The sequence below is a fragment of the Mesorhizobium sp. M1143 genome (assembly GCF_040318435.1).
Classification (GTDB): Bacteria; Pseudomonadota; Alphaproteobacteria; order Rhizobiales; family Rhizobiaceae; genus Mesorhizobium.
On record NZ_JAMYMJ010000022.1, the window covers coordinates 34,747 to 47,499 of the forward strand.

A 12,753-nucleotide genomic window follows, 5' to 3' on the forward strand; every position below is an offset into this window, starting at 1 on the left:
AAGGCGCCGCAGGACCGGGGCTGATGGGGGTTATCAGCTGGCCGGTTTCTCCTGGGGCAACGGCGAGATCGGCATTCCTGGTCCGATTTTCTGCAGATTGCCCGTTATCACCTGGTCGCCTTCGGCAACGCCGCTGAGGACCGCCACAAGGTCGCCGCTGGTCGCGCCAAGCGAGACGATGCGCTGGTCGACCGTGTTGCCCTTGCCGACGACATAGACATATTTGCCGAGCTGGCTCGAACCCAGCGCCACCTGCGGCACCATCAGCGCGTCGGGCAGCTGCTTGATGTGCAGCCGCACGCGGACATACTGGCCCGGCAGCAGCGAGAACTTCGCATTGCCAATGGTGGCGCGCGCCGTAATCGTGCCGGTCGAGTGGTCGACCGTGTTGTCGATGAAGGTGAGTTCGCCCTTCTGGCTGGCTTCGGTCTCGCCGGGCAGCAGCACCTCGACCTCGATCGGGCCGGCGGCGCGGGCCTGTTCGATTTCGGCCAGGTCCGTCTCGCTCGGATTGAAGGTGACGTAGATCGGGTCGAGCTGCACCAGCGTGTTCAGCACCGTGCCGGCGACGCTGACCAGCGTGCCGACCGAAGCCTGGTTGCGGCCGACGCGGCCGGCAAACGGAGCGTGGATTTCGGCGTAGCTCAAATTGAGCTCGGCCGTCCGCACCGCCGCCTGGTTGACGGCAAGCGACGCTTCGGCCTGGCGCAAGGTGCTCGTGCGCTGGTCGAACCCGTCCTTGGCGAGATAACCGCTCTTGGCGAGTTCGGAGCCGCGGCCGAGATTGGAGCGTGCATAGTCGAGGCTCGCCTGGTCGCGCTGCACTTCGGCCTTGGCCTGGTCGAGAGCCGCCTTGAAGTCGTCGGGCGAGATCTTGTAGAGCAGATCACCCTGGCGCACATCGGCGCCGTCCTCAGCCGTCTGCTCCTGCAGATAGCCGGGCACGCGGGCCTGCAAGGTGACGCTGCGGATCGCCTCGATGCGGGCGGCGTAGTCAAGGTAGATCGGGATCGTCTTCTTGACCACGCTCGTCACCGGCACCGGCATGACGAATGCCGCAGGTGCTGCCGTCGCTGCCGCCGTGCCGGCATTGAGGCTGAGATTGCCCATGTCGAGGAAGTGGACGCTTGCCACCGAGATCGCTCCCAGGGCGACGGCCGTTCCCAAAGCTATTTTCCATTTACGCATTTTGGTCTCCAATTCTATTCGGCTGCTTCGGCCAGGCGCATCGGCGCTGGTTCGGCAGTCGGTTCATTATTGTCCTGGTCATGAGCAGCGTTCGGTTCGCTGCGCACGCGGCCTTCGCGCAGCTGTTCGATGACCGCGTAGAAGACTGGCACGAACACCAGCGACAGGATGGTCGCCGCGACCATGCCGCCAAACACGGTGGTGCCGATCGACTGCCGGCTTGCCGCACCCGCACCCGTCGCAAACATCAGCGGCAGCACGCCGAGGATGAAGGCGAAGGCCGTCATCAGGATCGGCCGCAGCCTCAGCCGCGCAGCTTCCATTGCCGCGTCGACAATGCTCAGTCCCTCCTCGCGCCGCCGCCTTGCAAACTCGACGATCAGGATCGCGTTCTTGGCGGCGAGGCCGATCAGCATGACGAAGCCGATCTGCGAGTAGACGTCGATCTGCATGCCGCGCAGGAACAGGGCTGCGAAGGCGCCGAACAGGGCCAGTGGCACCGCCAGCAGCACCATGAACGGCATCGCCCAGCTCTCATACTGCATCGCCAGGATCAGGAAGACGAAGACGATGGCGAGGCCGAAGACGACCGACGCGATCGATCCTGCCTTGAGCTCCTGGAAGGTGATGCCGGTCCATTCGAAACCGAAATCCCTGGGCAAAGCGGTGGCGGCGGCCCGTTCCATCGCGGCAACCGCCTGGCCCGACGAGAAGCCGGGGGCTGCGCCGCCATTGATGGTGGCCGAGGCGTTGTTGTTGTAGTGCGGCACGGTTTCCGGGCCGACGAACGGCACCAGTTTGCCCAGTGTGCTCAGCGGCACCATGCCGCCGGAGGCGTTGCGCACATAGAGCCGCGAAAGGTCGCCTGCGTCGGCACGTGCATCCTTGTCGGCCTGGATGGTCACCCGGAAGGTGCGGCCGAACAGGTTGAAGTCGTTGACGTAGAGCGAGCCGAGATAGATCTGCAGCGTGTTGAAGACGTCGGGCAGGTTGAGGCCGAGCAGTTTGGCCTTGCTGCGGTCGAGGTCGTAGTTGAACTGCGGCGTCGAGGTCGAGAACGGCGAGAACAGCTGCTGCGGGTTGATTTCCGGCTGCTTGCGCGCCTCGGCGATCACGGCTTGCGTCGCGTCGTTGAGGGCTGAACTGCCGCGCCCGGTGAGATCCTCGACGACGAATTCGAAGCCGCCCGTGGTGCCGATCCCCGGGATCGAAGGCGGATCGAAGGACAGCGCGAAGGCTTCCGGAATCTGCATCAGCTTGCCGCGCACGTCGGCGACGAGCTTCGACGCGCTCTGGTCGGGGCCGCGCTCTTCCCACGGCTTCAGGATGGCGAACTCGACAGCCGAGTTCGACTGCGCCGCACTGGTCAGGAAGTTCAGGCCGCTGATCGAACCGACAATCTCGACTCCGGGCGTAGCTTGGAGGATGTCGCGCGCCTTCTGCGCCACCGCATCGGTGCGTTCCAGCGAGGCGCCGTCAGGCAGCTGGATGACGACGAAGAAGTAACCCTGGTCCTCGACCGGAAGGAAGGTCGAGGGCAACTTCTGCCAGACGAAGTAGGTGGCCACCAGGCCGGCCGCGAACAAGCCGAGCATGATCCAGCGCAGCCGGATGAGGATACGCACGCCGTGCGCATAGGCATGCGACAGTCTGTCGAAGCCCGTGTTGAACCAGCGGAACGGGGCGAACTGCGTCTCGCCGCGATGGCGCAGGAAGGCGGCGCTCAGCGCCGGGCTGAGCGTCAGCGAGTTGAAGGCGGATATGCCGACCGAAATCGCCACCGTCAGCGCGAACTGATTGTAGAGCTTGCCGGAGACGCCGGGAATGAAGGCAACAGGCACGAAGACGGCCATCAGCACTGCGGTGGTGGCGATGATCGGTCCGGTGACCTCGGCCATCGCGGCCTTGGTCGCCGCCAGCGGTTTGAGGCCAGCCTCCAATTGTCGCTCGACATTTTCGACCACCACGATGGCGTCGTCGACGACGAGGCCGATGGCCAGCACCATGCCGAGCAGGGAGAGCATGTTGAGCGAGAAGCCCATCATTTCCATGACCACCATCGTCGCCACCAGCGACACCGGAATGGCGATGGTCGGGATGATCGTCGTGCGCCAGCTCTGCAGGAAGATGAACACCACGGCCACGACCAGCACCAGCGCTTCGCCAAGCGTGATCAGCACGTCATGCATCGATGCCGACACGAAGCGCGTGGTGTCGTAGTGCATGGCGTAGCTGACGCCCTTGGGAAAACGGGCCGACAGTTCCTGCATCTTGTCCTTGACGTGCTGCTGCAGATCGAGCGCGTTGGAACCCGGCATCTGGTAGACGGCGAGCACCACCGTCGGGTCCTTGCCGAAGAAGGCCGACGACGAATATTGCAGCGCGCCGAGTTCGATGCGGGCGACGTCGCGGAGCCGCACCAGCGAGCCGGTGCCGGTGTTGGCGCGCACGACGATGTCGCCGAACTCCTTGGGGTCGCTCAGGCGGCCGACGGCGTTGACCTGCATCTCGAAGGCGGTGCCGGCGGGCGCCGGCGACTGGCCGATCTTGCCGGCGGCCACCTGGACGTTCTGTTCCGAGATGGCATTCTGGACGTCGACGGCGGTGATGCCAAGATTGGCGAGCTTGTCCGGGTCGAGCCAGACGCGCATCGAGTAGCGGCGCTCGCCGAATATCTGGACGTCGCCGACGCCAGGCAGCCGCTTCAGCGGATCGACGACCTGCAGATAGGCGAGGTTACTCAGCGCCACCGGATCGACCGAACTGTCGGGCGAGGTCAGGTTGACGATGAGGACGAAATTTGGGTTCTGCTTCTTGATCGTCACGCCGCCCTGGTTGACGATCGCCGGCAGCGAGGAGGCCGCTTGCGAGACGCGGTTCTGGACGTCGACGGCCGCGGTACTCAAGGAATAGCCGACATCGAAGGTGATGGTGATGGTCGAGGAGCCGTCATTGGAGCTCGACGACGACATGTAGGTCATGCCTTCGACGCCGTTGATCTGCTGCTCCAGCGGCGTCGTCACCGTATCGGCGACCACTTGCGCGCTGGCGCCCGGATAATGGGCGCTGACCACGACCTGCGGCGGCGTGATGTCGGGAAACTGCGAAACCGGCAAAAGGAAATAACAAATCGTCCCGGCGAGCACCATGATGATGGCGATGGCCGAGGCGAAGATCGGACGATGGATGAAAAAGTTTACCACGACACGCAAACCTCTTTAGAAGAACCGGCCTCTTTAAAAGAATGGGCAGACCGGGACAGCCGCCTGCTGCGCACCGAACCCGGGTCCTGCAAAAAATACGAAGACGGCGCCGCGCCGCTGAGGCCCTGCTCATCGGCAACGGTCCTCAGCATCGCTTCGAAGGCGCGCGGGTTGACGCGGTCCGCTTTCATCACCAGCCGGATCATCGGATCCCGGATGGCTTCATCGATGGTCAAATCCTTGCGCTGCGACATTGGAGCGTCTCCATTCCAGCGATTCGCATCGGACGATCGCGAACCGGTTTTCATCTCTTCACCGGCCGGAGCCGCATGACCTGCAATTTTCACCCCGTGTGATCTGGCAGGACCAGTTCACGGCCTTGTTATTGACGGAAGGCCACATAGGTGTTACCAGTAAGTAACATTCGGATAGTTACAGACCGGTAACACCCTAGTCAAGAGGTGAACCGAATTTTTAGGGAGACAAGGAGACTGCGATGGCAGACGGCATTACCGATCGTGTGCGCCCCCGGGATCGAATCCTGGAGACGGCGCAGGACATGTTTCACAAGCATGGCATCAAGGGCGTCGGTGTCGACGCCATCACGGAAGCCGCCGGCACCAACAAGATGACGCTCTACCGTCATTTTGAGTCCAAGGACGAACTGATCGTCCAGTGCCTGCGCGCGTCGGCGGCTAAAGGGGCCGCGATGTGGGACCAATTCGAGGCGGAGCATCCCGGCGACAAGCTCGCCCAGTTGCATGCCTGGATTCGCATGGCCGCTGCTTGCCTGGCGGCTGACGGTCGCGGCTGCGACATGGCCAATGCCGCCGCCGAATTGACCGAGCCGGACCATCCCGCCAGGAGCGTGATCAAGGAGCTCAAGAGCGCTCAGCGCGATCGCCTCGTTGCGCTGTGCCGGGATGCGGGCATCGGTCAGGCCGAGCTTCTGGCCGATACGCTGTCGCTGCTGTTCGAAGGGGCGCGCGTCAGCGTGCAGACCATGGGCTGCCAGGGCCCCAGCACGCAGTTCGTGCGCATGGCTGAAGGCCTGATCAGCTCTTTCAGGGCGCGCTGAATTCCAGCTTTCGGAGTTGAGGAGTCCCCATCATCCGGCGGGGCTTTTGGCTATTCTCCGAACTTGCCCGTCAACTTTAATTTAGATTCATTTGAGAATGAAAAAAGCCCGCTGCCGGGAGGAGGTGGCAGCGGGCTCGATTTCGAACGAGATGCGGGAGGAGGTGCACCGCGCTCAGCGTCGGCATCGCATCTGGGAGGAGTAGATGGCCGACACCCAGATGAGTACGGGTTGCCCAATGATTCGGCAACAATGAAAGTTGCATGGCTGCTGTGCAGATTTGCGGCATCTACCCCGACTTGTCGTACAAATCGGAGAAACCGCCACGGCGCGACTTCACTGCACCGGCACGTTTTCCTTGAAGATCAGCCGTGGCTCGATGAACTTCTTCGTCAGGTAGGGCGCGGCGGACGCGATCGAGCCGAGCAGGCGGATCACAGATTGCTCCGCGATCAGCCGCGCATTCTGGTCGATGACGACATCGGCGAGGTCGTCGACGAGATAGCCGCGCGTTTCCTTGGTCAGGTCGTGGCAGATGAAGACCGGCTTCTTCTTTGGCTTGGCCTCGAGCAGCGCTCTCGCCACACCTGAGCGCCCGGCCCCGACGCAATAGATGCCGAGCAGTTCCGGCTCGTTGTGCAGCGCCTGCATCGTTGCTGTGTAGCTGCCTTCGGGTTCGTCATTGATCTCGACCGCACTCGAGACGGTGAGATTGGGGAATTCCTCTGTCAGTACCGACCGAAAACCCATTTCGCGCTCCTCGTGCCCGCGATAGGAACGCGAGCCGACGACCATCGCCAGATGACCCTGGCGGCCATTGAGGAAGCGCCCCATCAACAGCGCCGCCGTGCGTCCGGCAACCCGGTTGTCGATGCCGACATAGGCCGAACGCGGGGCGGCTGGAACGTCGGAGACCAGCGTGACAAGGCGGATGCCTGCCTCGACCACATCGCGCAATATGTTGCGCGTTCGCGGATGATCGACGGCAATGACGCCGACGCCATTGGCCTTCAGCGACAGATTTTCAACCGCCGCCTGCAGCGCTGCCGGCGAGATGCCGCCGAGATTGTGGATCCGGCACGAGGCGACCAGCGGCAGGCGCCCCGCATAGTCCTCGATGTGCCCGGCGAGGTCGATCATGAAACCGTTGGCGCCGATCGGCAGGAAGAATTCAAGATGCGCCGGCCGCGACGGCAGCGTCACCTGATCGACCACCGGCAAATAGCCGAGCTGCTTGGCCGCCTCCATCACCCGTTGGCGGTTGGCGGCGCTCGCGCCGGCCCGGTTGTTCAGAACCCGGTCGACGGTCGCGGTCGACAGGCCGCAGCTCCTGGCTATGTCGGCAACGGTGGCTTTCATGGCTGTAGTCATAGAGCATGATCCCGAAAAGTGGGAACCGGTTTTCTCGGACAAACGGGAACCGTTTTGTCAAAAGGTCATGCTCTACAACGAGTTAGAGCGGATGCGTTTCCGTGCCAGACGGCGCGAAGACGGTTCAGCCGTGCGATGGCCCGCCTTCGATGATGGCGTCGCGGATCTCCTTGTCCGACATCCCGGTGATGATGCGTTCGACCTCGGCCACGCTGGTCTTCTTCGGGTCGATGTCGTCGGCCACCACCTTGCCCCGACGCATGACGACGATGCGGTCAACCACCTGGAAGACATGGTGGATGTTGTGGGCGATGAAGATGCAGGAATGCCCGGAATCGCGCGCGTTGCGCACGAAGCTCAGCACGCCTTGCGTCTCGGCGACGCCGAGATTGTTGGTCGGCTCGTCGAGGATGATCAGGTCGCTGTCGAAGTGCATGGCGCGCGCGATGGCGACGGCCTGCCGCTCGCCGCCGGACAGGGAGCCGATCGGCGTCGTCGGCGGGATGTTCTTGGAGATGCCGACCTGTTTCAGCAGGTCGCGCGCGACATTGTTCATCGCCTCCTGGTCCATGCGGTTCAAAAAGCGCGGCGGTTTGATCGGCTCGCGGCCGAGGAACAGGTTGCGCGCGATCGACAGCTGCGTCACCAGTGCCGAATCCTGGTAGATCGTCTCGATGCCGTGCGCGATGGCGTCGCTGGTGCTGCGCAGATTGACCTTCTTGCCGCGGATGAAAATGTCGCCGCTGGTCAGCGGCACCGCCCCCGACAACACCTTGATCAGCGTCGATTTGCCGGCGCCATTGTCGCCGAGCAGGCCGACGATCTCCCTTTCGTTGACATGAAAATTGGCGTCTTCGAGCGCCTGCACGCGCCCGTAGGACTTTTTGATGTTGGACATGCGGATGAGCGGTTCAGCCATGGTTCTAGGTCCCTGCCTGATGCCGGCGTTCCAGCCATGAGTGCAGCGCCATCATGCCGAGGATGATGGCGCCGATGAAGATGTTGTAGGCCAGCCCGGGCACGCCGATCAGCACGATGCCGTTGCGCATGACGCGCAGGATGAGGATGCCGAGCACGGTGCCGATGATGGTGCCGCGCCCACCGGTCAGCGCCGTGCCGCCGATCACCACCATGGCGATGACTTCGAGCTCGTAGCCGGTGCCGCTGTTGGGGTTGGCGGCCGACGTGCGCAGCGACGAGATGATGCCGGCAAGCGAAGCCATCACCGACGACAGCACGAACAGGCCGATCTTGACGCCGCTGACGTTGACGCCGCGCGCCCTTGCGGCGCCTGGATTGCCGCCGGCTGCCTGGATCCAGTTGCCGGTCCGGCTTTGCGTCAGCACGTAGCCCAGCGCGATGGCCGCCGCGATGAACCAGAAGAGCGACATGTAGATGCGGAACGGGCCGATGAAGAAATCACCGACCAGCGCTTCGGCCAGCCAGCTGCCCTCGGCGCTCCACGTCCGCTGCGGAAAGCCGTCGGTGACGAACAGCGCGGTGCCGCGCACCACCAGCAGCATGCCGAGCGTCACCAGGAAGGATGGGATTTTCAACTGCGTGACGAACCAGCCATTGACCAGGCCGATGAAGGCGGCGATCAGCAGCGCGGCGAGGAAGCCGACCTCCAGCGAGGTCAGACCGCTGTTGAACAGCGTCCACATCAGCACCGGCGAAAAGCCGAACAGCGAGCCGACCGACAGGTCGAATTCACCCGACGTCATCAACAGCGTCATCGCCAGCGCGATCAGCCCGAGCTCGACGGTGAAGGCCAGCGTGTTGGAGATGTTCTGCGGCGACAGGAAATCGTGGTTGATGCTCCAGAACACCGCGATTTCGACGATAAGCAGAACGAAGGGCCCGAATTCCGGCCTCGCGATCAGGCGTTGGATGAGCGAACGGTTTTCCACTGATAACCCGCGACAGGAAGGGAAAGGCTGAAACCTCGCACGTCGTGCGAAGGGTTCGGCGAAAAAGGAAAAAGACAGTCGCGACCGCGGCTGCGGCCGCGACTGTTGAAGGTCTGGGTTATTTACCGGACAGGATGTCGTCGTAGACCTGCGCGGTGTCCTTTTCATAGAGCGCGCCGGTGATGACGTTGAAGCCCGGGGGAATGCCTGACGCCGCCATGTTGGCCAGCGACAGAGCGACATAGCTGGTCGCCTGCGGGTCCTGCCACTGGCCGGCATTGACGTAGCCGGTCAGCACTTCCTGGGTGGTGTCGAGCGAGTTGCCCCAGCCGACGACCGGGATTTCGCCCGGCTTGATGCCGGCCTGGTCGAACACCCGCTTGATCGAGCCGGTGACCAGATCGCCGAGGCCGATGATTGCCTTGACCTTGGCCTTGTTGGCGGTGAGATAGTCGACCATGCGGTTGATGGCCTCGGCCTGGTCGAGGGTCGCTTCGGTGATCTCATAGGTGATCCCCAGCGGTTCGAAGACGCTCTTGATGCCTTCCTCTTCCTGGACGCCGTAGGTGGCGCCGGGGATTTCGACCGGCATCCAGACGAAGTCGCCCTTCTTCACCAGGCCCTTGTCGACCAGATATTGCGCCCAGTGCTTGCCGAAGGTGACGTTGTCGCCGCCGACATAGGCGTCGAAGCTTGCCTTAGGATCGGGCGTGTTGAAGTTGATGATCGGGATCTTGGCGGTGTTGGCTTCCTTGGCGATTTCGATCAGGCTGCCCGGATCGGGGCTGGTGGTGACGATGCCGTCGGCCTTTGCCGAGATCGCGGCACGCACGGCCTCTTGCTGCGAGGCAACGTCGCCATTGTGGAACGAGGTGTTGACGGTGTTGCCGGTGTCCTTCGCCCATTGCTTGGCACCGGCCAGGAAGTAGGTCCAGACCGGGTCGGCCGGGCCGCCATGCGAAATCCAGTAGAACGTCTTGGCCTGTGCCGCCGCCGGAATGGCCAGCGCCACAATCAAGCCAAGCACGAGTAATCGTAGCCTCGTCAGCATTTGCTTTCCTCCCATGTTGAAAAACGACCTCCACGTCCGGCGATGATCCGGGCGATGCCCTTGATCCTCTCCTCCTGCCAGCGCCGACCCGGATGCGCAGAGCATCTTCTTTTGCGGCCGATGGCAAGCCTCCATCCGCTCAATGGATGGTGGCGCGATGCAACGCGCCATCAGCGATCCCATCAGATCGCATCAGTTAGAGAGCAATTCCAGGAAAAGTGTGAAACGGTTTTCCGCCCGGAATTGCATCAAACCAAGAGATAGAGATTATTCCCGGCAAGCAGGCGGGGCTTAAACTCAGGCGCGCGGATTTTCCTGAAAGCGCTCGGCCTGGCGGTTGCGCAGCACCTTGGCCAGCCGGTCGAGCGCGAGCGCCAGCACCATCACCGCGCCGATCACGAACGGGCTCCATGCGGCGTCGATGCCGAACAGGGTAACGCCGCTCAAGATGACCTGGACGATCAGCATGCCGATCACCGCACCGAAGACGGTGCCGCGCCCGCCGGAAAGCGAGGTGCCGCCGATGATCGACGCGGCAATCGCCATCAGCACGAAACCGCCGCCTTGGTCGACGTCGGTAACGGGAGAGCCAAGCCACAGCGCGCCCGCCAGCCCCGAGACGATGCCCATCAGCACCAGCGTCTGCAGCCGCCCAGCACCTGTCGGGATGCCGGCATAGAGCGCCGCCTGCGGATTGCTGCCGACGGCCTGGATCCGGTAGCCGAAGCGGCTGCGGTGAAGCACGAGGTGCATCACCACCGCCATTGCGACGAAGACAAAGACAGCCGTCGGCACAAGGCCGAACAGCTTGCCGTGAACGATCTCAAAGAAGTCGCCGCCTGGGCTGGCCGGAGCTGTCGCTTGCATCTTGACGGCCACCGCCGCCAGGCCCCGGAACATTGCAAAGGTGCCCAGCGTAACGACGATGGCCGGCAGTCGCAGCGCCACCACCAGCAGGCCGTTGACGAGGCCGAGCCCGGCGCCGAGCAGCACGCCGGCAAGGGCGGCAAGCCACGGGTCGATGCCGGCGGCCAGAAGGAATGCGGTGAGAAGGGCCGCGAGATGGAATATCCAGCCGACGGAAAGGTCGATCTCGCGGAGTGCGAGCACGAACACCATGCCGATCGCCAGCATGCCGGGATACGCAGCGGTTTCCAGCAACGACAGCACATTGGCCTCGTCGAGGAAATCCGGCCGGGCAAAGCCTGTAATCGCCACAAGGACAACGAGCCCGATGAGCGGCCTGAGTTCGACGGGCAGGCGAAGGCTGCGCTTCGGGTGGGCAGCCGAACCGGCAAGCTGTAGCATGGGATCCAATCGTGTCATGCCATGGCTCCCACGAGTTTCTTTTTCGGCCGCTCCGCCTCCGGCATCTCGCCGGTGGTGGTCAGTTGCAGCACTGTCCTTCGCTTCATCTCGGCGCCGGACAGCTCGCCGGCGACCCGGCCGCGGTGGAAGACAAGGACGCGGTTGCTGAGGTTGGTCAGTTCGGACGGCTCGACCGAACGCAGCAAAACGATACAGCCATTGGCCGCCATCTGCCGGATCAGCGCATAGATCTTGCGCTTGGCAGCCGCCTCGATACCGCCAGCCGGATTGTCTAGGAGCAGCACTTGCGGCGCCGTCTCCAGCCATTTGGCGATTACGATCTTCTGCTGATCGCCGGCCAGCAGCGAATTCACCGGCGCGTCCGGCAGGCCCTTGATGCGCAGCGCATCGATCTGCCTTGCGGCGGCGGCGATCGCGGCCTTGGGCGAGTAGCGGCGAGACCCCCAGTTGCGGGCGCCGGTAGCGATGTTGCCTATGTTGAAGGCCAGCGACCGGTCGGGCATCAGGCCGTTGCACAGGCGGTTGGCCGGCACCAGGCCGATGCCGCGCCGCGCCGCTTCGGTCGGATTTCCAGGCAAGCCGTAGCCGTCGGGGAGCCGCACCCTGCCGCTTTGCGCCTGGCGCAGGCCAAACAGCATCTCGAACAGGTCTTCAACGCCCGACCCCTCAAGCCCGGCCAAGCCGAGGATCTCGCCGGAGCGGGCGGTGAAGCTGACGCCGGAAATCCGGCCGCCGCTCAGACCCTCCACCGTGATCCGCGGCCTTATCGTGCTGGCATTGGCCGGCAGTGCAGGCGGGAACAGGCTGCCGCGCTGCTGGCCGATCATGGCGTCGATCACATCGGCTTCGCTCAACGCCGAGCGCTCACTTGTCAGCACGTCACGGCCGTTGCGCATCACGGTGACCTGGTCTGCGATCGCAAACACGTCCTCCAGCCGGTGCGAGACATAGAGCACGCTCGTGCCCTTGGCCTTGAGGTCACTTAGTACGGTGAACAGGTGCTCGGTCTGGCGCCGGTCGAGCGCAGAATTCGGTTCATCGAGGATCAGCAGCCTCGGGCCTTCCAGAATTGCGCGGCCGAGTTCGACATATTGCCGTTCGCCCATGCCGAGTTGTCCCACAGGAGCGTGGACATCGACGTCGAGCTTGAGTTGCCGAAGCAAGGTGCGGCTGCGTGCCTCCATCTCGCGCCTGGAGACGAAGCCATTGCGCAACGGCTCGCGATTGACGAACAGATTGGCCAGCACCGAGCGGTCGGCAAACAGGCCGAGCCCCTGGTGGACGACGCCGAAGCTGTGCTTGCGTGCAGCGATCGGGCTGTCGACGGTGACGATCTGGTCGCCGACGCGGATGGTGCCGCTGTTGGGCCGGAGCACGCCGGCAAGCAGCTTCACCAGCGTCGACTTTCCGGCGCCGCTTTCACCGACGACAGCATGGATGGTCCCCTGTCCGACAGACAGGTTCATATCCCTGAGCGCGACAACGCCGCCATAACGCATGGCGAGATTGCGCACCGATATCATCGGCAAACCGAGCATGCGATTCGGCCCCCACAGACCGCGCCCCGATCCTGGAGCGAATTTCCGATACAGTCACCCGGATTCCGCTAACAAACGGCTTACA

At 63.5% G+C, this 12,753-nt stretch carries 10 protein-coding genes; 1 reads left to right on the forward strand and 9 read right to left on the reverse strand.

Annotation, left to right across the window (positions count from 1 at the left end; translation table 11 throughout):
- Window positions 1–33: 33 nt before the first annotated feature.
- Genes NKH35_RS16630 through NKH35_RS16640 form a run of 3 tightly spaced genes read right to left on the reverse strand, consistent with a single transcriptional unit; the run spans window position 34 to window position 4,645 of the window.
- Window positions 34–1,188 carry an efflux RND transporter periplasmic adaptor subunit gene (locus NKH35_RS16630; protein WP_023687079.1) on the reverse strand — a complete coding sequence of 385 codons (1,155 nt, stop codon included), beginning with the start codon at window positions 1,186–1,188 and terminating at the stop codon, window positions 34–36.
- A 14-nt stretch (window positions 1,189–1,202) separates the two neighbouring features.
- Window positions 1,203–4,391, reverse strand: a complete 3,189-nt coding sequence (locus tag NKH35_RS16635) for an efflux RND transporter permease subunit (protein WP_023687080.1) — start codon at window positions 4,389–4,391, stop codon at window positions 1,203–1,205.
- Complete coding sequence (locus NKH35_RS16640) at window positions 4,385–4,645, reverse strand: hypothetical protein (protein ID WP_023668519.1); 261 nt, start codon at window positions 4,643–4,645, stop codon at window positions 4,385–4,387. The genes NKH35_RS16635 and NKH35_RS16640 overlap by 7 nt, the downstream gene beginning before the upstream one ends.
- Before the next feature lie 242 nt (window positions 4,646–4,887).
- Here NKH35_RS16640 and NKH35_RS16645 point away from each other — a divergent pair, with 242 nt between their 5' ends.
- Complete coding sequence (locus tag NKH35_RS16645) at window positions 4,888–5,469, forward strand: TetR/AcrR family transcriptional regulator (RefSeq protein ID WP_023668517.1); 582 nt, start codon at window positions 4,888–4,890, stop codon at window positions 5,467–5,469.
- Window positions 5,470–5,805: 336 nt separating this feature from the next.
- Here the strand turns inward: NKH35_RS16645 and NKH35_RS16650 are convergent, their stop codons facing one another.
- From NKH35_RS16650 to NKH35_RS16675, 6 genes are all read right to left on the reverse strand, one after another.
- Entirely contained in the window at window positions 5,806–6,828 is a 1,023-nt protein-coding gene (locus NKH35_RS16650) for a LacI family DNA-binding transcriptional regulator (protein WP_023668516.1), read from the reverse strand.
- Between the two features lie 136 nt (window positions 6,829–6,964).
- Window positions 6,965–7,759, reverse strand: a complete 795-nt coding sequence (locus NKH35_RS16655; RefSeq protein ID WP_023668515.1) for an ATP-binding cassette domain-containing protein — start codon at window positions 7,757–7,759, stop codon at window positions 6,965–6,967.
- A gap of 4 nt (window positions 7,760–7,763) precedes the next feature.
- Window positions 7,764–8,750, reverse strand: coding sequence for an ABC transporter permease (locus NKH35_RS16660; RefSeq protein ID WP_352915420.1), 987 nt, complete (start codon window positions 8,748–8,750; stop codon window positions 7,764–7,766).
- Window positions 8,751–8,868: 118 nt separating this feature from the next.
- The gene (locus NKH35_RS16665) at window positions 8,869–9,801 is read right to left on the reverse strand and encodes a substrate-binding domain-containing protein (protein ID WP_023692133.1); all 933 of its coding nucleotides are present in this window, start codon (window positions 9,799–9,801) and stop codon (window positions 8,869–8,871) included.
- A 297-nt stretch (window positions 9,802–10,098) separates the two neighbouring features.
- The gene (locus NKH35_RS16670) at window positions 10,099–11,127 is read right to left on the reverse strand and encodes an ABC transporter permease (protein WP_352915421.1); all 1,029 of its coding nucleotides are present in this window, start codon (window positions 11,125–11,127) and stop codon (window positions 10,099–10,101) included.
- Window positions 11,124–12,668 carry a sugar ABC transporter ATP-binding protein gene (locus tag NKH35_RS16675; protein WP_023726381.1) on the reverse strand — a complete coding sequence of 515 codons (1,545 nt, stop codon included), beginning with the start codon at window positions 12,666–12,668 and terminating at the stop codon, window positions 11,124–11,126. The genes NKH35_RS16670 and NKH35_RS16675 overlap by 4 nt, the downstream gene beginning before the upstream one ends.
- Between the last annotated feature and the right edge of the window lie 85 nt (window positions 12,669–12,753).

Bases quoted from the DNA above. Each gene is read 5' to 3' on its own strand.
- NKH35_RS16645 (WP_023668517.1), top strand. From the start codon at position 4,888: ATGGCAGACGGCATTACCGATCGTGTGCGCCCCCGGGATCGAATCCTG.
- NKH35_RS16630 (WP_023687079.1), bottom strand. From the start codon at position 1,188: ATGCGTAAATGGAAAATAGCTTTGGGAACGGCCGTCGCCCTGGGAGCG.
- NKH35_RS16655 (WP_023668515.1), bottom strand. From the start codon at position 7,759: ATGGCTGAACCGCTCATCCGCATGTCCAACATCAAAAAGTCCTACGGG.
- NKH35_RS16640 (WP_023668519.1), bottom strand. From the start codon at position 4,645: ATGTCGCAGCGCAAGGATTTGACCATCGATGAAGCCATCCGGGATCCG.
- NKH35_RS16675 (WP_023726381.1), bottom strand. From the start codon at position 12,668: ATGCTCGGTTTGCCGATGATATCGGTGCGCAATCTCGCCATGCGTTAT.
- NKH35_RS16670 (WP_352915421.1), bottom strand. From the start codon at position 11,127: ATGACACGATTGGATCCCATGCTACAGCTTGCCGGTTCGGCTGCCCAC.
- NKH35_RS16665 (WP_023692133.1), bottom strand. From the start codon at position 9,801: ATGCTGACGAGGCTACGATTACTCGTGCTTGGCTTGATTGTGGCGCTG.
- NKH35_RS16650 (WP_023668516.1), bottom strand. From the start codon at position 6,828: ATGAAAGCCACCGTTGCCGACATAGCCAGGAGCTGCGGCCTGTCGACC.